18 protein-coding genes are annotated in these 18,522 nt (G+C 72.0%); 12 read left to right on the forward strand and 6 right to left on the reverse strand.

Annotation, left to right across the window (positions count from 1 at the left end; genetic code table 11):
- Nucleotides 1-12: 12 nt before the first annotated feature.
- Genes KVF89_RS12855 through KVF89_RS12865 form a run of 3 tightly spaced genes read right to left on the reverse strand, consistent with a single transcriptional unit; the run spans nucleotide 13 to nucleotide 2,877 of the window.
- The gene (locus tag KVF89_RS12855; RefSeq protein WP_257425975.1) at nucleotides 13-768 is read right to left on the reverse strand and encodes an SDR family NAD(P)-dependent oxidoreductase; all 756 of its coding nucleotides are present in this window, start codon (nucleotides 766-768) and stop codon (nucleotides 13-15) included.
- Entirely contained in the window at nucleotides 765-1,247 is a 483-nt protein-coding gene (locus KVF89_RS12860; protein ID WP_257425976.1) for an acyl-CoA thioesterase, read from the reverse strand. Before KVF89_RS12860 ends, KVF89_RS12855 begins: the two co-directional genes overlap by 4 nt.
- Before the next feature lie 46 nt (nucleotides 1,248-1,293).
- Entirely contained in the window at nucleotides 1,294-2,877 is a 1,584-nt protein-coding gene (locus KVF89_RS12865; protein WP_257425977.1) for a FadD3 family acyl-CoA ligase, read from the reverse strand.
- 79 nt (nucleotides 2,878-2,956) lie between these two features.
- On the opposite strand from KVF89_RS12865, the gene KVF89_RS12870 reads away from it, so the two are divergent.
- Nucleotides 2,957-3,592, forward strand: coding sequence for a TetR/AcrR family transcriptional regulator (locus tag KVF89_RS12870; RefSeq protein ID WP_257425978.1), 636 nt, complete (start codon nucleotides 2,957-2,959; stop codon nucleotides 3,590-3,592).
- A gap of 69 nt (nucleotides 3,593-3,661) precedes the next feature.
- On the opposite strand, the gene KVF89_RS12875 is transcribed toward KVF89_RS12870, so the two are convergent.
- Nucleotides 3,662-4,252, reverse strand: coding sequence for a TetR/AcrR family transcriptional regulator (locus KVF89_RS12875; RefSeq protein ID WP_257425979.1), 591 nt, complete (start codon nucleotides 4,250-4,252; stop codon nucleotides 3,662-3,664).
- A gap of 95 nt (nucleotides 4,253-4,347) precedes the next feature.
- On the opposite strand from KVF89_RS12875, the gene KVF89_RS12880 reads away from it, so the two are divergent.
- The 11 genes from KVF89_RS12880 (at nucleotide 4,348) to KVF89_RS12930 (ending at nucleotide 15,959) form a co-directional block, all read left to right on the forward strand.
- A complete protein-coding gene (locus KVF89_RS12880) occupies nucleotides 4,348-5,979 on the forward strand; it encodes a helix-turn-helix domain-containing protein (protein WP_257425980.1) in 1,632 nt (543 codons plus the stop codon).
- Between the two features lie 122 nt (nucleotides 5,980-6,101).
- On the forward strand, nucleotides 6,102-7,070 hold the full coding sequence (locus KVF89_RS12885; RefSeq protein WP_257425981.1) for a fumarylacetoacetate hydrolase family protein: 969 nt from the start codon (nucleotides 6,102-6,104) through the stop codon (nucleotides 7,068-7,070).
- A gap of 27 nt (nucleotides 7,071-7,097) precedes the next feature.
- A complete protein-coding gene (locus KVF89_RS12890) occupies nucleotides 7,098-7,898 on the forward strand; it encodes a cyclase family protein (RefSeq protein WP_257425982.1) in 801 nt (266 codons plus the stop codon).
- Between the two features lie 12 nt (nucleotides 7,899-7,910).
- The gene (locus tag KVF89_RS12895; RefSeq protein ID WP_257425983.1) at nucleotides 7,911-9,224 is read left to right on the forward strand and encodes an ABC transporter substrate-binding protein; all 1,314 of its coding nucleotides are present in this window, start codon (nucleotides 7,911-7,913) and stop codon (nucleotides 9,222-9,224) included.
- A 76-nt stretch (nucleotides 9,225-9,300) separates the two neighbouring features.
- A complete protein-coding gene (locus KVF89_RS12900; RefSeq protein WP_257425984.1) occupies nucleotides 9,301-10,212 on the forward strand; it encodes a branched-chain amino acid ABC transporter permease in 912 nt (303 codons plus the stop codon).
- Nucleotides 10,209-11,204 (forward strand): branched-chain amino acid ABC transporter permease, encoded by a 996-nt coding sequence (locus KVF89_RS12905; RefSeq protein ID WP_257425985.1) that lies wholly within the window; start codon nucleotides 10,209-10,211, stop codon nucleotides 11,202-11,204. Before KVF89_RS12900 ends, KVF89_RS12905 begins: the two co-directional genes overlap by 4 nt.
- Complete coding sequence (locus KVF89_RS12910) at nucleotides 11,201-11,929, forward strand: ABC transporter ATP-binding protein (protein WP_257425986.1); 729 nt, start codon at nucleotides 11,201-11,203, stop codon at nucleotides 11,927-11,929. Before KVF89_RS12905 ends, KVF89_RS12910 begins: the two co-directional genes overlap by 4 nt.
- On the forward strand, nucleotides 11,922-12,629 hold the full coding sequence (locus tag KVF89_RS12915; RefSeq protein ID WP_257425987.1) for an ABC transporter ATP-binding protein: 708 nt from the start codon (nucleotides 11,922-11,924) through the stop codon (nucleotides 12,627-12,629). Before KVF89_RS12910 ends, KVF89_RS12915 begins: the two co-directional genes overlap by 8 nt.
- The gene (locus KVF89_RS12920) at nucleotides 12,626-13,225 is read left to right on the forward strand and encodes a carboxymuconolactone decarboxylase family protein (protein WP_257425988.1); all 600 of its coding nucleotides are present in this window, start codon (nucleotides 12,626-12,628) and stop codon (nucleotides 13,223-13,225) included. The genes KVF89_RS12915 and KVF89_RS12920 overlap by 4 nt, the downstream gene beginning before the upstream one ends.
- A 5-nt stretch (nucleotides 13,226-13,230) precedes the next feature.
- Nucleotides 13,231-14,793 carry a class I adenylate-forming enzyme family protein gene (locus tag KVF89_RS12925; protein ID WP_257425989.1) on the forward strand — a complete coding sequence of 521 codons (1,563 nt, stop codon included), beginning with the start codon at nucleotides 13,231-13,233 and terminating at the stop codon, nucleotides 14,791-14,793.
- Nucleotides 14,787-15,959 (forward strand): thiolase domain-containing protein, encoded by a 1,173-nt coding sequence (locus KVF89_RS12930; protein ID WP_257425990.1) that lies wholly within the window; start codon nucleotides 14,787-14,789, stop codon nucleotides 15,957-15,959. The genes KVF89_RS12925 and KVF89_RS12930 overlap by 7 nt, the downstream gene beginning before the upstream one ends.
- A 3-nt stretch (nucleotides 15,960-15,962) precedes the next feature.
- Here KVF89_RS12930 and KVF89_RS12935 read toward each other — a convergent pair whose 3' ends face one another.
- Both KVF89_RS12935 and hppD read right to left on the reverse strand, forming a co-directional pair.
- Nucleotides 15,963-17,240, reverse strand: coding sequence for a Glu/Leu/Phe/Val dehydrogenase dimerization domain-containing protein (locus KVF89_RS12935; RefSeq protein WP_257425991.1), 1,278 nt, complete (start codon nucleotides 17,238-17,240; stop codon nucleotides 15,963-15,965).
- Nucleotides 17,240-18,463 carry a 4-hydroxyphenylpyruvate dioxygenase gene (hppD, locus tag KVF89_RS12940; protein WP_257425992.1) on the reverse strand — a complete coding sequence of 408 codons (1,224 nt, stop codon included), beginning with the start codon at nucleotides 18,461-18,463 and terminating at the stop codon, nucleotides 17,240-17,242. The genes KVF89_RS12935 and hppD overlap by 1 nt, the downstream gene beginning before the upstream one ends.
- Nucleotides 18,464-18,522: the final 59 nt, after the last annotated feature.

An 18,522-nucleotide genomic window follows, 5' to 3' on the forward strand; every position in this document is an offset into this window, starting at 1 on the left:
GTGGACCCAGGTTCAGACCCCGTAGCCGCCGTCGACGTCCAGCTTCTGTCCCGAGACGAAGCCGGCGCGGTCGCTGGCGAGGAAGCCGACCGCCTCGGCGATGTCCGCGGCGGTGCCGAACCGGCGCAGCGGGATGTTGTCGCGGGCGACGTCGAGGGCGTGCTCGTCGAGCTCACCGGAGCCGATCAGCCGCTCGGCCATCCCGTCGGTCAGCATGCCCGGTCCCACGCAGTTGACCCGGACGCCGAACCGGCCCTCCTCGGCGGCCAGGCCACGGGCCAGCGCCTCGACGGCTCCCTTCGGCCCGGCGGAGAGGCCGTCGCGCACCGGATAGCGCCGCGTCGCGGCGGTGGTGACGACCGTGAGGGAGCCCTGGGTCCGCCGCAGCGTCGGGAGGACGGCGTGGGCGAGGTTGAAGAACGCCACGACGTCCTGGTCGACCTGCTCGGCGAACTGCCGGGGGGTGACCCGGGACAGGTGGACCATCGGCACGTGCGGACCGGCCGCGTGGACGACGGTGCGCACGTCTCCGTGCTCGGCCACCAGCGACTCCACGACCGCCTCGGTCGCGTCGGGGTCGGTCAGGTCGCACGCCGCGCCGGCCCGGACCCGGTCGCCGAGCTCGGCCACCAGGGCGGCGGGCGCGGTCCGCCGGTGCAGCAGCACGAGCGACGCGCCGTCCTCGGCCAGCCGGCGCGCGACCGCCTGCCCGATGCCGCCGCTCGCGCCGGTGATGAGGGTGAGGCCGTAGCCGTCGGGGTTCGTCATGATGTGACCTCCGGGGGAGTGAGGCGGGCGCCCCGCGCCCAGGCGTCCAGGTGGCGGCGGAGCAGGGGCGGCAGGTCGACCGAGCCGAGCTCGGGGGAGACCGTGACGATCCGGATCCGGGCACGGGCGACGACCTCGTCGTCGGTCGTCCGCACCATCCGGTGGAGCATCTCGAAGGAGCGTCGCCCCACCGTGCCGAGCCGCAGCTCGAGCCGGATCTCGTCGAACAGGCCGACGGCCGCGACGTAGTCGCAGGCGGTGTGCGCGGTGACCGTCCAGAAGCCGTGCCGCTGCTTCAGCTCGTCCTGGCGCAGGTCGTTGAGCCAGAACCACTCGCTCTGCATGCGCTCCATCCACGGGAACCACGCGGCGTAGTAGAGGATCCCGGCCGGGTCGGTGTCGGCGTACCCGAGTCGGAGGGTGGTCGCGTGCAGCGCCGGACCGGTCCCACCGTCCGCGACACGGGTGTCCCTCTCCACGAAACTCAACCTAGCATTTGCTTGGTCGAGTCGGCGGCGCCGACCGTCAGGCGTCGGCGCGCAGGTCGGTCTTGAGCACCTTGCCGCTGGCGTTGCGGGGCAGCTCGGTCACGAGGACCACCTCCCGCGGCACCTTGAAGTTGGCCAGCCGCTCGCGGACCCAGGCGACCAGCTCGTCGGCCGTGGCGGTCGTGCCGGGTCGCAGGACGACATGGGCGCGGCCGACCGCGCCCATCCTCTCGTCCGGTACGCCGACGACGGCGCTCTCCATCACCGCCGGGTGCGTGGCCAGCGTGTTCTCGACCTCGGCCGGGTAGACGTTGAACCCGCCGACGATGAACATGTCCTTGATCCGGTCGGTGATCTTGAGGCAGCCGTGCTCGTCGAGCCGGCCGACGTCGCCGGTGTGGAGCCAGCCGTCGGGATCGATCGCCGCGGCGGTGGCCTCGGGGTCCTCGAAGTAGCCGAGCATCACGTTGGCGCCGCGCAGCCAGATCTCGCCGTCGGTGCCGGTCGCGACGTCGGCGCCGGAGTCGTCGACGACGCGGATCTCGATCCCGGGGACTCCGGGCCCGGTGGTCTCGGCGATGTGGCGCGGGTCCTCGCCGGCCCGCGACCGGGTGGCGACCACGCACTCGGTGAGGCCGTAGGCCTGGGCGACCTCGTCGAAGCCGAGCACGTCCTGCATCTGCTCGAAGAGCGTCTCCGGCACGCTCGCCGCGCCGGCGATGGAGAAGCGCAGCGAGGACAGGTCGAACTCGGCGCGTCGCGGATGGTTGATCAGCGTGATGAAGATCGTCGGCGCTCCGGGGAGCACGGTGATCCCGGCTTCCTGGACCAGCTGCATGAGTGCCTCGGGGTCGAACGTCAGGACCGGGTAGATGGTGGTCCCGGCGGCCAGGGAGGCGATCGCCCCGGCCTTGTAGCCGAAGGAGTGGAAGAACGGGTTCACGATCGCGTAGCGGTCGGCCTCGCTGAGACTCGCGCCGCGCGCCCACACCTCGGCCGTGCCGATGGTCTGGCGGTGCGCGCTCATCACGCCCTTGGGCAGACCGGTCGTGCCGGACGTGAAGAGGATGTCGGCCACCGTGTCGGGGGTGACCTCGGCGGCCAGCCGCTCGACGTCGGCCGCGGGCACCTGCTCGCCCGCCGCGAGGAAGTCGGCCCAGGCCACCGTGCCGGGCAGGCCGGCGGAGTTCATGTCGACCACGGCCCGCAGGTGGGGAAGCCCGGGGGCGACCGGCCCCGGCTCGCCGTCGGCCGTGTCGGTGAGCATGACGGAGTAGTCCGTGCCGAGGAAGCCGTCGCACACGACCAGTGCGACCGCGCGCGAGCGCTGCAGCACGACGCGCGCCTCGTGGCCGCGGTAGCGCGTGTTGAGGGGGACGACGGACGCGCCGATCTGCTGGGCGCCGAGCAGTGCGACGAGGTACTCCGCCCGGTTGGGCGCCCAGATCGCGACCCGGTCGCCCGGTTCGACCCCGAGGGCCCGGTAGCCGCGCGCGGCCGCGACGACGAGGTCCCGCAGGCCGGCGTACGTGATGATGGTGGTGCCGTCGACGATCGCCGGGTGGTCCCGGTGGGCCGCCGCTGCGTGCTCCAGCAGGGCGGGCATCGTGGTGGGTGTCATCGGCGGCCTTCCGCTCGTCGCTCCATAAACCAAGTGCTTGTTAGGTATCGTAGGCGCAACCGTGGGAGAGGATCGAGGCATGGCCACCACCAAGGGGGGCGCCGCCACCGCCCGCAAGAAGGGCGCCGGAGCCGGCGCCGGCTCCGCCCGGCGCACCCAGCTGCTCGCGATCGCCGCCGAGATGTTCGCCTCCCGCGGCTACACGCAGACCACCGTGCGCGACATCGCCGACGAGGCGGGCATCCTGTCCGGCAGTCTCTACCACCACTTCGCGTCCAAGGACGAGATGCTGACCGAGATCCTGCAGGACTTCATGGGCAGCCTGCTCCGGCAGTTCCGGACCATCGCGGAGGAGGCCGGGACTCCCCGCGCCGCGCTCGACGGCCTGGTGCGCAGCTCCTTCGAGATCATCCACCGCACCCCGCACGCGGTCGCGCTCTACCAGAACGAGGCCAACTTCCTCGGCAGCACGCCCGAGTTCTCCTTCGTGACCAAGGCCAGTCGCCAGGTCGAGAAGGTCTGGCTCGACGTGCTCCGCGCCGGCATCGCCTCCGGCGACTTCCGACCCGAGCTCGAGCCGACCACGACGTACCGCTTCATCCGCGACGGCGTCTGGTCGACCGTGCGCTGGTACGACCCGAGCGGCCGCCTCCAGCACGGCACCCTCGCCGACCAGTACCTCGCGATCCTCGACGGCGGGCTACTCGCGTCCTGATCAGGCCGAGAGCGCGTCGCGTCCGAGCGTCGTCCTCGTCGCGTCTGCCTGCTCGCTCGGGGAGGTCCGTCAGGAGCCGGGCCGCCCGGCGCCGTCGAGGAGCAGGTGCAGCAGCGCCAGCAGGCGGGTCGTCAGGTCGAAGGGGGCGGCCCCTTCGCCGATCCAGGCGCGGAGGACGGCGAAGTAGCCCGTCGCGAGGGTGAGGCCCATCAGGTCGGGGTCGACGTCGTCGCGGAGATCCTCGTGGTGGCGCCGGATGACAGCGATGAACTCGTGGCTGAGCGGATGGTTGTCCAGCAGGTCGAGCTCGCGCAGCGCGGCGCCGATGATCGCGGTCGTCGCGACGCGGGAGGCATCGCTGATCGCGGCGAGCTCCCGGGCGATCGAGGTCAGCTCGTCGCGCAGGGAGCCGGACTCGTCGCGGGGCGTCCCGTGGAAGGCGCGGGCACGGCGGCGGGCCGACCACTCGTCGAGGAACGCGGTCTTGCGCTCGAAGTAGTTGAAGACCGAGGTGCGCGCCACGTCGGCGCGCACGGCGATGTCGTCCATCGTCGTGGCGTCGTAGCCCTGCTCGACGAACAGCTCGATCGCGGCGTCGAAGACGCGGTCGCGCCGCTGGCCGACGCGCCGGGCGCGGGCGGTGACGGGCTCGGGTGCCATCGACATGCCTTTCGTGACAGGTGCGGCTTCCCCTGCGTAGACTGCCAGAAGGTGAACTCGGGTACAAATTTGTATGCCGATGTGAGGAGGACGTCGTGAGCCTGGACCTGCTGTCACCGCCGTCCTCCGCCCAGTACCTGCGCTGGCTGCTCGCGGCGAAGGACCCGACGCAGGCCCTGCAGCTCGCCGCCGACCACGTCGCCGTCCTCCTCGACTGCCCCGTGTCGTGGGCCGGACTCGTCGAGGGCGACTACCTCGTGATGGGGGCGCACCACGGCGTCGCGTCGACCGAGATGGCGGCGGCCTGGCGGCTCAAGATCGGCGAGGGGATCGGCGGCAGGGTGGCGCTCGAGCGGCGGCCCCAGATGAGCCGCGACTACCGCCACGACTCCCGCCGGGTGCCGCTCCTCAAGCGGCTCATCGACAACGAGGGGATCCAGGCCACCCTGATCGTGCCCATTCTCGTGGCCGACTCCCTGCTCGGCGTCCTGTACGCCGCCCACCGGCATCCGTACCCGTGGACGGACGCCGAGGTCGAGGTCCTCGAGGAGATCGCCCACGACCTCGGGGTCCGACTCCACCAGCTCGACGTCGACGGCCGCCGAGGGCTGCTCGCCGCGGCGGCCGAGCAGCGCGCCGAGCGCGCGACCCGGGAGCAGCGGGCCTGTGCGGAGCTGGCCAACGGCTTCGCGATCCACACCGATCCGGTGGGCTCGCTGGACCTGCTGGCCCGGGAGCTCGGCGGCCGCGTCGAGCTGCGGCAGGGCGACGGGACGCTGGTCCGCGCGGCCGGCGACCTGCGCCAGGGCAACGCGCGGGTGATCCGGCGCACCGAGCTCCCCGACTGCGGCGGGCTCACGGTCGTGGTCATCGACACCCGCGACCCCGACGAGCAGCGCCAGGCGTTCGTCGACCTGTGCATCGGCCTGTTCCGGCTGCAGGTGCTGCGGGTGGGGGAGCGGGAGCGGACGGCCGAACGGCTGAACGGCGAGCTCTTCGACGGGCTGCTCAGCGGCCGGCTCGGCGACCCGGACGAGTTCCGCGCGCGCATCTCGATGATGGGCATCGACCTCGGCGCCGGCTCCCTGGTCCTCGTCGCGGGCAGCCGCGACCACGACCCCGTGGGCCGCGCGGAGCTCGACTCGCTGCTGCGACCGGTCTTCCCCGGGGCGATCACGCTCGAGCGTGCCGGGCGCGCGGTCGCCGTGCTGCCGCCGACCGGCCGACCGGCCGCGCGGGTGCGGGCGCAGCTCGCCGACGCCCTCGCCCGGTCCCGGCGCGGCTGGACGATCGGGCTCGGACGGACCTGCGCCGACCTCCTCGACTTCTCGACCTCGTACGACGAGGCGCGGGCCGCCTGCGAGCTGGCGGTCCGCGGCCAGGCGGCGGGATCGGTGGTCACCGCGCACGAGCTGGGCATCCTCGGCATGGCCAGCCTGCCGGCGGCCCACCTGCGCACCACGGTGCGCGACGTGCTGGGCCCGCTGCTCGACCTCGACGAGCGTCGCGGGACCGACTTCCTGCCGACCCTGCGTGCCTATCTCGCCCACGACCGGCACCTGCCGGACACCGCGGCCTCGCTGCACGTGCACTACAACACCGTGCGCAACCGGATCGCGCGGATCGAGGAGGTCCTCGGGGTGGACATGCGCGACGTCGACCACCGGTTCCGGCTCGAGACGGCGCTGCGGATGCACGCCCTCAGCGCCGCGCTCACCCGCGCCTGAGTCCCCCGGCCACGGCTGGCACGCCGTGACATCCGAGCCCCCCGATTCTGTCGGGCGGTGCTCTAGGTGACGGCCGTCACTGCCGTGAGGGTGATCCCACCCCGATGGAAGGAACGGTCACCTTGAGGCTCATCACATTCACCACCACGGACGCGGAGACCCACGTCGGCGCGCTGGCCGGCGACACCGCGATCAGCCTGACCCGGGCGTCGGAGGGCGACCCGCGGTTCGCGTCGATGCTCGACCTCGTCCGGGCCGGGGAGCAGGGCCTCGAGGAAGCGCGGGAGCTCTGCGACTCCCACCCGGCGTACGCCGTCCACGGCCTCGACGACGTGACGCTCCGGGCGCCGCTCCCGAACCCGCCGCGCCTGCGCGACTGCTCGCTGTTCATCGCCCACCTCCAGCCGGCCTTCCGCGGCATGGCGCGGTCGATCGCGGTCGACGCCGCGGACCCGGAGGCGGAGTACGAGCGCCTGGTGGCGACCGGGAAGTTCGACACCCCGGAGGTGTTCTCCCGGGAGGTCATCTACTACAACGCCGACCACACGGCGGTCAGTGGACCGGGCGAGCTGATCGTCGCCCCGGCCGAGACCCGCCAGCTCGACTACGAGCTCGAGTTCGCCGCGGTCCTGGGCCGCACGGCGCGCGACGTCGCCGAGGCGGACGCCGCGGACGTCGTCTTCGGCTACACGATCTTCAACGACTGGAGCTGCCGCGACCTGCAGAGCGTCGTGATGGAGTCGCAGCTCGGACCCTCTCGGGGCAAGGACTTCGACGGCTCCAACACCCTGGGGCCCTGCATCGTCACGCCGGACGAGCTCGGCTCGCCGTACGACCTCGAGATGACCGCCCGGGTCAACGGCGAGGTCTGGTCCCACGGCTCGACCTCGACCATGCACCACTCCTTCGAGAAGGCCATCGCGCACTTCTCCCGCAACCGCACCGTCCACGCGGGCGACGTGCTCGGCACCGGCACGGTGATGTCGGGCAGCCCGGTCGAGATCGGCAAGCGCCTCAAGGACGGCGACGAGGTCGAGCTCGAGGTCCAGGGCATCGGCATCCTCCGCAACCGCGTCCAGCTCCCCTACTGATCCCTCGCATCCGAAAGGAACTCCGACATGACCACGATCGTCGACCTCTCCCGCACCCTCGACCCCGCCTACCGCGACATGGTGCCGCCGGCCTACGAGCCGCTCGCCGCCGTGCTCGCCCCGAAGATCCACTACCTCGCACCGGGCGGCGAGGGCCTGCAGCGCACGATGGACATCTTCGGCTGCCCGGCCGAGCACCTCCCGAACGGCGAGGGCTGGGGTGAGGACTGGCTGACCGAGATGAACACCCACTGCGGCACCCACGTCGACGCGCCGCTCCACAGCGGCAGCCTGATCGAGGGCAAGCCCGCCCGCACGATCAGCGACATCGACCTGTCCGAGCTCTACCGGCCGGGCATGGTGCTCGACGTCCGCCCCTGGGCCGCGCCCGGCGAGGCGATCAGCATCGAGGCGCTGGAGCAGGCGATCTCCGCCACCGGTCGCGAGGTGCGACAGGGCGACGCCCTCCTGCTCCGCACGGGACAGGAGCGCTACACGCCGGCGGACCCGGAGTTCTTCAACTACCCGGGGATGAACGGCGACGGCACCCGCTACCTCACCGGCCTCGGGGCCACGATCCTCGGCACCGACGCGATGGCGTGGGACCGCCCGTTCCCGGTCATGAAGGCGGCCTACGAGGCGACCGGCGATCCCAAGGAGCTGTGGGACGGCCACTTCGCGATCGCCGACAAGGAGGCCTTCATCATCCAGCAGCTCGACAACCTGCAGGCGCTCCCGCTGACGGGCTTCCACGTCGGCTTCTTCCCGATCAAGCTCCCGAAGACCAGCGCGTCACCGTGCCGGGTCGTCGGCTTCCTCGACAACTGACTGGAGACCACGATGTTCCACGCCCCGAGGCCCGCCGTGCGCGGGCTCGCCCTCAGCGCCGCCGCGGTGCTGCTGCTCACCGCCTGCGGCGGCGTCGTGAAGGACGACAAGTCGGCCGACGACCGGGTCGCCGAGATCCCCGATGCCGAGCTGGTCGCGCCGATCGCCGGGATGGAGTGCGCCGAGGGCGCGGCGCCCACCGGCGACCCGATCGTCGTCGGCGGCTCGCTCAGCCTCACCGGGCCGCTCGCGCCGACCGGCACCCTCCACGACGCGGTCGCCGAGCTGGTGGTCGACTGGGTCAACGAGTGCGGTGGGATCGACGGCCGTCCCCTCGAGTGGAAGGTCATCGACGACCAGTCGACGCCGGCCACGGTGACGTCCAACTACGAGCGCCTCATCGGCGACAAGGTCGACTTCGTGATGGGCCCCTACGGCGGCGCCGCGACGCTCGCCGGCGCCGGCCCGGTCACCCGCGCCGGCTACGCGTACCCGACCGCCACCAACGGCGCGCCCGACAAGCTGATCGGCGAGAACCACTTCCCGGCCTGGCAGATGGGCGGTGTCGACGACCCGACGCACATGTTCGACGCGCAGGCCCAGACGCTGCTCGACGCCCTGGAGTCCAGCGGCAACCCGCCCGAGTCGGCGTTCTTCGCGACGGCGAAATTCCCGACCACGCTGAGCTACCGCGGCTCGGTCGTCACGGCGCTCGAGGGCGCGGGCACCACGATCGAGGGCGATGTCGAGTACGACCTCGGCACCACGGACTTCAGCTCGATCGCGATCCGGATCCAGAACGCCGACCCCGACCTGGTCTACCTGGGCGGCATCGGCGCCGACGTCACGAACCTCTACCAGGCGTTCGACGCCATCGGCTACGAGCCGCGCTCGATCTACGTCTCCCTGCCGGCGCCGGCAGCCGTCGCCGCTCTGGGCGACAAGGCCGACGGCATGATGATCTCCTCGATCTACGAGGACAACCCGCCGCTGGGGGACACCCCGATCGCCCGGTACTTCACCAAGACCTACAGCGAGGTCGCGCAGAGGGACGACCTGTTCCCCTTCGTCGAGACGCAGGCGGCCGCCAGCCTCGCGGCGTGGCAGATCCTGCTGACCGGGATCACCGAGGGTGGCGTCGACAACGCGGCCGTCATCGCGTGGCTGAACGCCAACGAGGTCGACACCGTCGTCGGGAAGCTCAGCTTCGACGGGTTCAACAACTACGGCATCGACATCAACCGGGTGGCCCAGGTGCAGGACGGCAAGCGCGTCCTGGTCTGGCCCGAGGACGTCGCCGGCGCCGAGCTCGACTACAACCCCTGATCCCTCCGTGCCGTCGTGGTGGGCCCCCAGCCGGGGCCCACCACCGGACCGACCACCGGACCGACCGGAGACCTCCATGTCCGTTTCCTCGCTCGCGCTCGCCCAGACCCTCCTCAACGGAGCACTGCTCGGCTGCCTGTTCGGCAGCATCGCGCTCGGTCTCAGCGTCAAGTGGGGCCACCTCGGGGTGGCCGACTTCTTCCACCTCTCGTTGACCCTGCTCGGGGCCTACCTGACCTACAGCCTGGTCACCGAGCTGCTCTGGGACCCGTTCCTGACCCTCGCGGTCACCGTGCCGGCGTTCTTCGCGGTGGGCGTGGGCGTGCAGTGGCTCTTCCATCTGATCGATGCCCAGCCGTTCACGACCCTGCTCATCACCTTCGCCCTCTTCATCGTCACCGAGAGCGTGGTGTCGATGATCTGGAGCCCGGACCTGCTCAACCTCCGGCCGCTCCTGTCCGACGGCTTCACGACGAGCATCCGGCTCCCGGAGCCGCTGCCGCAGCTGGCCGTCCAGCCGATCGACCTGGTCGCCCTCGTCTGCGCGGCGCTCATGGTGGGCCTGGCGGCGTACACACTGCGGAGCACCCGTGCCGGACGCGCGGTGCAGGCGATGCGGCAGGATGCCGCGATCGCCGAGACCCTGGGTGTGCGGGTGCTTCCACTGACGCTGGCCGTCTCGGGCCTGGCCGCGGCCACCGCGGCGGTCGCGGGGATGGTGGTCAGCCTGCGGATGCCGCTGACTCCGACGCTGCCGCTGCAGTGGATCGGCATCGTCGTGGTCGCCACCATGCTCGGAGGCCTCGGCCGCCCGCTGGGTGCCCTCGTCGCGGCGGTCGTGCTGATGATGATCCAGAACGCCTGGTCGCTGTGGTTCCCGCCCCAGTGGGCACCGGCCGTCACCTTCGGCGTGCTCTTCCTCTTCCTCGCCCTCCAGCCGCTCACCCGCATCGCGCGGGAGCGCTTCACCTCAGGGAGGACCGCATGAACGCCCTGCGCGACCACGCTCTGTGGCGGCAGTTCGTCGCCGTCGTCGGCTGTGCCGTCGTCGCCGTCGTCGTCGTCCCCGCGTTCGGCTCCGACTTCGCCATCGCCTTCGGGTTCCAGTTCGTGACCTGGATCGTGCTCGCCCTGAGCTGGGGCCTGTTCTCGGGCAACACCGGCTATGCGAGCTTCGGCCACGGCGTCTTCTTCGGCATCGGGACGTACGCCGCGGCGGCCGTCTTCCGGCACAGCGACGCGCCCTTCGTCGTGGTCCTCCTGGCAGCAGGCCTGGCCGCCGGGGCACTGGCGCTGGTGGTCGGCCTGGCGGTCTTCGCGTCGTCCCGGTTCTCGGGGGACCTGTTCGGCCTGATCACCCTCGCCATGGCCTTCGTCGTGGTCACGGTGGTGTCCAATGTCGCCTTCCTCGACGGTGGCACCGGCGTCTTCGTCCGCGAGCACACGGTGGGCTCGTGGGCCGGATCGTCGACCAGCCACCTGTTCGTGATCGCCACCGGGCTCGCCGTCCTCGCCGCGGGTGTCGCGATCGCCACGTCGAGCACCCGGTGGGGCTCCGCGCTGCGATCGATCCGCGACGACGAGCAGGTCGCCGAGTCGCTCGGCGTGCCGACCTACCGCTACAAGGTGCTCACGTTCGTGGCCAGCGCGGTGCTCGCCGGCCTGGCCGGCGCGCCGCAGGCGATCTACCTCGGCTACGTCGAGGTCGGCGCGGTGTTCAGCCTGAACATCCCGCTGCTCGTCATCATGATGACCATCCTCGGCGGCATCACCCGGTGGTGGGGACCGCTCATCGGCGCCGCCACGGTCGTGGTCCTGCGCGAGGTGCTGCTCGACGTCGGCTCGCCGGAGCTCTCGCAGATCATCCTGGGGGCCGCGCTCGTCGTGGTCATCGCGCTGCTGCCCCACGGCCTGTCCGGCGCGATCCCGCGGCGGCGTGGGGCCCGGCGCGTGCCGGCACTGGAAGGAGGGGCGCGATGAGCCTGCTGCGCTGCCATGGCATCACCAAGCGCTTCGGCGGGGTGAAGGCCCTCAGCGAGGTCGACATCGAGGTCACGGCCGGCGAGATCGTCGGCCTGGTGGGGCCCAACGGCTCCGGCAAGACCACCCTGCTGAGCACGATCGCCGGCTCCCTGCCGGTGACCGCAGGGACCATCGAGTTCGACGGGAGGGACATCACCCGCGCGAGTGCGCACCGCCGGGCGCATGCCGGCATCGCCCGCACCTTCCAGGTCCCTCGCCCCCTCGGCTCCTTCACGGTCGAGGAGAACGTCGCCACCGCGTCCATGTTCGGGCGTCACGCCACCGGACGGACCGCGGCCCTCGAGCGGGCCCGGGGCGTCCTCGACGCGGTCGGCCTGGCGGCGCACGCCGCCCAGGAGGTCGGCTCGCTCACCCTGCACGAACGGAAGTTCCTCGAGATCGCCCGCGCCGTCGCGCTGGACCCGTCCCTCATCCTGCTGGACGAGGTGCTCGGCGGGCTCAACCCCAGCGAGGCCGCGCTCGGCATGGACCTGATCGCGAGCCTGCGCGAGCGGGGCATGGCCGTGATCTACATCGAGCACAACGTGCGCGCCGTCGCGACCCTCGCCGATCGGATGTACGTGCTCAACCAGGGACAGAACCTGGCGAACGGCACGCCGGCCGAGGTGCTCAACGACCCTCGAGTGATCGAGGCCTACCTGGGAGGACCGGTCGATGCTTGAGGTACGGGACCTGGTCGTCAACTACGGCGAGGCGGCGGCCCTGCGGGGCGTCAGCCTCCACGTGGCAGCCGGAACGACGGCGTCGCTCATCGGCTCGAACGGCGCCGGCAAGAGCACCCTCGTCAAGGCACTGCTGGGGATGCAGCCGATCGCGTCCGGGCAGGTCCTGCTCGACGGCGAGGACATCACCCGTCGCCCTGCCGCCGACCGTCCTGCCCTCGGCATGGCGATCGTCCCGGAGGGCCGGCGGCTGTTCAAGGAGATGACGGTCCGCGACAACCTCCGGCTCGGACTGCACCATCCGGCGGCGCGCGGGCGCTCCGACAACGGCATCGACCTGGCGCTCGACCTGTTCCCGATCCTGCGCAAGCGCTCCCGCCAGCTGTGCGGCACGATGTCCGGCGGTGAGCAGCAGATGGTCGCCCTGGGGCGGGCCCTGGTCTCACGCCCCCGACTGCTCGTCCTCGACGAGCCGTCGCTCGGGCTGGCCCCGATCGTCGTCGCGCAGGTCTTCGACGTCATCGAGACCATCGCGGCACAGGACGTCACCGTGCTGCTGGCCGAGCAGAACATGCACCGGGCGCTCGGCCTGTCGGAGCACGGCTACGTCCTCGCCGACGGTCAGATCGTGCTGGAGGGGACGGGCGAGGAGCTGCTCCGCTCCGACCGGGTCCGCTCCGCGTACCTGGGGGAGCAGTGAGCGGTACGCCAGCCGCCGGCGCCCTCCTCGGCCGCGCGCCGTGGACCACGGCCGGCCAGCTCACCGGGGACCAGCGGGCGTTCGTCGCGCTGGTCCGGGACCGCTGGTCCGGGGCCGGCCTGGGCATCGACCCCGTCGATGCCCAGGGCCGGCTGAGCGGGCCCTTCGACCTGATGGCGGCGAGCCCCCGGGTCGGGGAGGCGGTCCTCGACCTCGCGGGCCGGTTCCGGGAGGGCGAGCTGACCGCTGTCGAGAGGGAGCTGGTCATCCTCGTCGTGGCCGCGCTCGACGGCTGCGCCTACATGCAGGACGGGCACGAGCCGCTCGCCCTGCGCGCGGGTGCGTCCCCCGACCTGGTCACCGCGATCCGCGGTGGCCGGCCGCGCACGTCGGGGGACCACCTCGTCGTGCGCTCCGTCGCCGGTGACCTCTGCGAGCACGGCGACCTGGCGCCGCACGCGTTCGAGGATGCCCTCACCCAGCTCGGCTGGCCGCGGCTGCAGGAGGTCGTGTGGCTGGTCGGTCTCTACCGCGCCCTCGCCATGGCCATGCGGGTCGCGCAGGTCGGGCCCGCCCCGACGCTCTCGGAAGGATGACGCGGATGCCCACCGATCCCGTGCTGCGGGACTACCTCGTTCCCGCCCTCACCCGGCACGGCGACCGCCCCGCGGTCGTCACGGGCGGGCGCACCTGGACCTATCGCGAGCTCGACGACCACGCGCATCGGCTGGCGGGGACGATGCGGGCGTGGGGCGTCGGCCCCGGCTCCCCGGTGGCCCTCGCGCTGCCCAACGCCGTCGAGTACGTCGTCGCGGACCTCGCGCTGGCGCTGCTGGGCGCCGCGAAGGTCCCGATGAACATGATGCTGTCCGACGAGGAGCAGGCCTACGTCCTCGCCGACTGCGGCGCGGTGCTGTGTGTCGTCGACCATCGCCGGGCGGACGCGCTCCGGGCGAGCGCCGGCAGCGGGGACGCGTCGCGGCTGCTGGTCGTGGGCGGCGACGCGGATGCCTGGGCGGACGCGCTCGACCATCCGCCGCTCACCGACCTTCCCGACGTACCCGCGCCGGGGCGCGCGCTCCTCATGTACACCGGCGGCACCACCGGGCGCCCCAAGGGCGTGGTCCACACCCAGCGCGGGATCGCGATGAACCTGCTCTCCCACCTCGTCGAGATGGAGCTGGCCGCCGACGACGTGCTGATGCTCACCTCGCCGCTGCCGCACAGCGCGGGCTTCCTGCTGCAGGCGGCGCTCGCCAAGGGGGCGACGGTCCTGCTGGAGGAGGGCTTCGAGGTCGGTGCGGTCGTCGACCGGATCGAGCGGGACCGGGTCACCTACCTCTTCCTGGTCCCGACGATGATCTACCGGCTGCTCGACGAGGTGGTCGAGCGCGGCGATGTCGACACGTCCTCCCTGCGCACGATCCTGTACGGCGCCGCGCCGATCACCCCCGACCGGCTGGAGCAGGGTCTGCGGCTGTTCGGTCCGGTGTTCATGCAGCTCTACGCCCAGTCGGAGGCTCCCAACTTCCTGACCCGGCTGCGCCGCGACGACCACCGGCTCGATCCGGCGGGTGCGTCGCGGCTCACCAGCTGCGGCCAGGCGGTCGTCATGGCCGAGGTGCGCGTCGTGCGCGAGGACGGCACGTCGTGCCGGCCCGGTGAGGTCGGCGAGGTGATCGCCCGCTCGCCGTACACGATGGAGGGCTATCTGGCCCGTCCCGACGAGACGGCCGAGGCGTTGCGGGACGGCTGGCTCCACACGGGCGACCTCGGCCACCTGACCGAGGACGGCTACCTCCACCTGGTGGACCGCAAGAAGGACATGATCATCACGGGCGGCCTCAACGTGTACTCCAGCGAGGTCGAACAGGTGCTGGCGCGGGTCCCCGGCGTACGCGAGGTCGCGGTGGCCGGTGTGCCGCACCCCGACTGGGGCGAGGCCGTGGTCGCGTTCGTGGTCCCCGCGGACCCCCGGGAACCGGCCGGCCCCGACGATCCCGGGGCCACCGGCGTCACCGAGGAGGCGATCAGGGCCGCCGCCCGGCAGGGCCTGACGGCCTACAAGCGGCCGAAGGCGGTCGTGCTGGTGGAGACGCTCCCGACGACCGCCGTCGGGAAGATCGACAAGAAGCAGCTGCGAGGAGGCTGGCAGGGATGGTGAGCAGGGACGAGGCACTGGTGCTCGGCTGGAGCCACACGGCGTTCGGCAAGCACCCGGAGGCGACGCTGGAGTCGCTCGTCGTCGAGGCCGGCCGGGCGGCACTGCTCGACGCCGGGGTCGCGCCGGGCCAGGTGGACCTGGTCGTGCTCGGGCAGTTCAACTCCGGCCTGCAGCCGCTCGGGTTCCCGTCGTCGCTGGCGCTCCAGATCGACGATGCGCTCTTCGGCGTGCCCGCGCTGCGGGTCGAGAACGCGTGCGCGTCGGGCTCTGCGGCCGTGCACGTCGGCCTCGGCCACCTGCTGTCGGGACGGGCCGAGCACGTGCTGGTCGTCGGTGCGGAGAAGATGACCGGTCTGCCGCCGGAGACCGTGGGCGCGGCTCTGCTCGGTGCCGACTACGACGCGGCCGGCTCCACGTCGACGACGGGCTTCGCCGGTCTCTTCGCCGACGTGGCCCGCGCCTACGAGGAGCGGTACGGCCCGGTGGGAGAGACGCTCGCCGCGATCGCCGCCAAGAGCCACCGGCTCGCCGCGGCGAACCCCTTCGCGCACCTGCGCAAGGACCTGGGCGTGGAGTTCTGCTCGACGACCTCCGACCGCAACCCGATGGTCGCCGAGCCGCTGCGGCGCACCGACTGCTCTCCCGTCTCGGACGGTGCCGCGGCGCTGGTGCTCGGCCGGCGCCCCACGTCCTCCCGGCACGACGCCGTCCGTGTGGCCGGCTGGTCCTTCGCGAACGACCATCTGCCGGTGGCGCGGCGGGATCCGCTCGCGTTCGCGGCCACCGAGCTCGCCTGGCGACGCGCGCTCGGGGACGCCGGGATGAGCCGGTCGGACCTCGACCTCGTCGAGCTGCACGACTGCTTCACGATCGCCGAGCTCCAGCTCTACGAGGTGCTCGGCCTGGCGCCGCGCGGCGAGGGGCGCCGCGTTCTCGACGACGGCACCGTGCTCCCCGGGGGCGCGCTCCCGGTGAACCCCTCGGGCGGCCTCAAGTCCAAGGGTCACCCGGTCGGGGCGACGGGGGTGTCCCAGCACGTGTCGGTCGCGATGCAGCTGACCGGCACCTTCCCGGGCGTCCAGGTCGAGGGCGCTCGGGTCGGGGCCGTGCACAACATGGGTGGCCTCGCGGTGGCCAACCACGTGACGGTGCTCGCCGCCCGGTAGCGCTCAGACCAGCTGGTCGAGGGCGATCTCGAAGGCCGTCGCCGCTACCGAGGTCGGGTACGACGAGCGCGCGTGGCACCGCTCGAGCGCGCCGCGGATGGTCCGGGAGACGTCGCCGAAGACGGCCTCGTCGGAGACCTCGGGGATGCCCTCCATGAGGAGGGTGAAGGTCCGGGCCATGCCGCAGTTGGCGATGAAGTCCGGGATCACGGAGACGTGCTGGTCGGCGAACTCGTAGGTGGGCCCGTAGAAGATCTCCGGGTCGGCGAAGGGCACGTTGGCGCCGGCGGAGATCAGCTCGAGGCCGCCGGAGACCAGTCGCTTGACGTGCTCGGCGGAGACCAGGCGCGAGGCGGCGCAGGGCAGGAAGATCTCCGCCCCCAGGTCCCAGATCTCGTCGTCGAGCGAGTCGTTCGGGACGAGGTCGTCCGCGCGCAGGGCGTTGCCCTCCTTGGCCAGGAAGAGTGCGCGGACCTCGTCGGTGCTGAAGCCGTCGGGGTTCATCAGGCCGCCGTCGCGGTCGATGATGCCGACGACGCGGGCACCGGCCCGGGCGAGGTAGTAGGCGGCGGCGGAGCCGACGTTGCCCCAGCCCTGGACGATCACGCGCTTGCCGGCGAGCTGCTGGCCGCGGTCGGCGCCGTACGTCGCGTAGTAGTGGACGACCGACTCGGCGACGCCCCAGCCGGTGACCAGGTCGGCGACGGTGTACTTCCGGTCCCGCTCGGGCGTGTAGCGCGGGTCCTCGACGACCTTGGAGACGCCGAGCCGCAGCATGCCGACCCGCTGCACCAGCTCGCGCTCGTCGGCGGCGAAGTGGCCGTTGACGATGCCCTCCTGCGGGTGCCACAGGCCGTAGCGCTCGGTGAGCGGGATGACGTCGTGCAGCTCGTCGACGTTGAGGTCGCCGCCGGTGCCGTAGTAGGTCTTCAGCAGCGGCGTCACGGCCTTGAACCAGCGGGCCAGGACGCCCTCGCGACGCGGGTCGCCGGGGTCGAAGTCGATGCCCGACTTGGCGCCGCCGATGGCCGGTCCGGAGACGGTGAACTTCACCTCCATGGTCTTGGCCAGCGCCTCGACCTCGCTGCGGTCCAGGCCCGCGCGCATCCGAGTGCCGCCGCCCGCGGCGCCGCCGCGCAGCGAGTTGATGACCGCCCAGCCCTTCGCCTCGGTCTCGGCGTCGTGCCACTCGAAGACGATCTCGGGCGCCTTGGCCTCGAAGCGGCCGAGCAGCTCGAGCATGCCGGTCCCGGCCGTCGTGGGCGCGGTGTCGGTCGCCATCAGAAGTTCCCCCGTCGTTCCTGCTCGCGCTCGATCGCCTCGAACAGCGCCTTGAAGTTGCCCTTGCCGAAGCCCAGCGAGCCGTGCCTCTCGATGAGCTCGAAGAAGACCGTCGGCCGGTCGCCCAGGGGCTTGGTGAAGATCTGCAGCAGGTAGCCGTCCTCGTCGCGGTCGACCAGGATGCCGCGCTTCTGCAGCTCCTCCACCGGGACCCGGACCTCGCCGATGCGGGCGCGCAGCTCGGGGTCCTCGTAGTAGGAGTCGGGTGTGGCGAGGAACTCGATGCCCTCGGCGCGCAGGCGGTCCACGGTGTCGAGGATGTCGTTGGTCGCCAGCGCCAGGTGCTGGGCGCCGGGACCGTCGTAGAACTCGAGGTACTCGTCGATCTGCGACTTCTTCTTCGCGACCGCCGGCTCGTTGAGTGGGAACTTCACCCGGTGGTTGCCGTTGGCGACGACCTTGGACATGAGCGCGGAGTAGTCGGTGGCGATGTCGTCGCCGATGAACTCGGCCATGTTCGTGAAGCCCATGACCTTGCGATAGAACTCGACCCAGTCGTCCATCCGGCCGAGCTCGACGTTGCCGACGATGTGGTCGAGCGCCTGGAACAGCCGCACCCTGGGGGCTGCGCCCCCAGACCCCCGATCGGGGCGGACGTACGACGAGGTGCGCGCGACATAGCCGGGGAGGTACGGGCCGTCGTACCGGCTGCGGTCGACGAGCGTGTGCCGGGTGTCGCCGTACGTCGCGATGGCGGCGATCCGGACCGTGCCGTGCTCGTCGCTCAGGTCGTGCGGCTCCTCGACGACCGTGGCGCCCACGGAGCGGGCATGCGCGATGCACTTGTCGACGTCGGGCACCTCGAGCGCGATGTCGACGATGCCGTCGCCGTGCTTGCGGTGGTGGTCGTGCAGCGGGCTGCGTGGGTCGACGCCGCCCTTGAGCACGAACCGGACCGCGCCGCTCTTGAGCACGAACGCCACGTGGTCGCGGTTGCCCGTCTCGGGGCCGGAGTAGGCGACCAGCTCCATCCCGAACGCCGAGACGAAGAAGTGGGCGGACTGGGTGGCGTTGCCGACCACCCACACGGCGGCGTCCCAGCCGGTCACCGGGAACGGGTCCTCGCGGTCGTCGTACTCGACGAGGCCGACGAGCTGCTTGAGCGTGTCGAGGTCGAGCTCGGCGAGCCGCTCCTCACTGGTCAGGGTCTCCTGGAGGGACATGCGAGGAGCACACCAGGCCGGGCCTGGGACACACAACCTGTCCATCAGAAGGTAGGCAG

The organism is Nocardioides carbamazepini, from assembly GCF_024614185.1.
In the GTDB taxonomy this organism is placed as follows: domain Bacteria; phylum Actinomycetota; class Actinomycetes; order Propionibacteriales; family Nocardioidaceae; genus Nocardioides; species Nocardioides carbamazepini.

Coding starts and splice junctions, on each gene's coding strand:
- KVF89_RS12900 (WP_257425984.1), top strand. CDS start 9,301: ATGTCCGTTTCCTCGCTCGCGCTCGCCCAGACCCTCCTCAACGGAGCA.
- KVF89_RS12875 (WP_257425979.1), bottom strand. CDS start 4,252: ATGGCACCCGAGCCCGTCACCGCCCGCGCCCGGCGCGTCGGCCAGCGG.
- KVF89_RS12890 (WP_257425982.1), top strand. CDS start 7,098: ATGACCACGATCGTCGACCTCTCCCGCACCCTCGACCCCGCCTACCGC.
- KVF89_RS12915 (WP_257425987.1), top strand. CDS start 11,922: ATGCTTGAGGTACGGGACCTGGTCGTCAACTACGGCGAGGCGGCGGCC.
- KVF89_RS12870 (WP_257425978.1), top strand. CDS start 2,957: ATGGCCACCACCAAGGGGGGCGCCGCCACCGCCCGCAAGAAGGGCGCC.
- KVF89_RS12895 (WP_257425983.1), top strand. CDS start 7,911: ATGTTCCACGCCCCGAGGCCCGCCGTGCGCGGGCTCGCCCTCAGCGCC.
- KVF89_RS12865 (WP_257425977.1), bottom strand. CDS start 2,877: ATGACACCCACCACGATGCCCGCCCTGCTGGAGCACGCAGCGGCGGCC.
- KVF89_RS12910 (WP_257425986.1), top strand. CDS start 11,201: ATGAGCCTGCTGCGCTGCCATGGCATCACCAAGCGCTTCGGCGGGGTG.
- KVF89_RS12925 (WP_257425989.1), top strand. CDS start 13,231: ATGCCCACCGATCCCGTGCTGCGGGACTACCTCGTTCCCGCCCTCACC.
- KVF89_RS12935 (WP_257425991.1), bottom strand. CDS start 17,240: ATGGCGACCGACACCGCGCCCACGACGGCCGGGACCGGCATGCTCGAG.
- KVF89_RS12905 (WP_257425985.1), top strand. CDS start 10,209: ATGAACGCCCTGCGCGACCACGCTCTGTGGCGGCAGTTCGTCGCCGTC.
- KVF89_RS12930 (WP_257425990.1), top strand. CDS start 14,787: ATGGTGAGCAGGGACGAGGCACTGGTGCTCGGCTGGAGCCACACGGCG.
- KVF89_RS12855 (WP_257425975.1), bottom strand. CDS start 768: ATGACGAACCCCGACGGCTACGGCCTCACCCTCATCACCGGCGCGAGC.
- hppD (WP_257425992.1), bottom strand. CDS start 18,463: ATGTCCCTCCAGGAGACCCTGACCAGTGAGGAGCGGCTCGCCGAGCTC.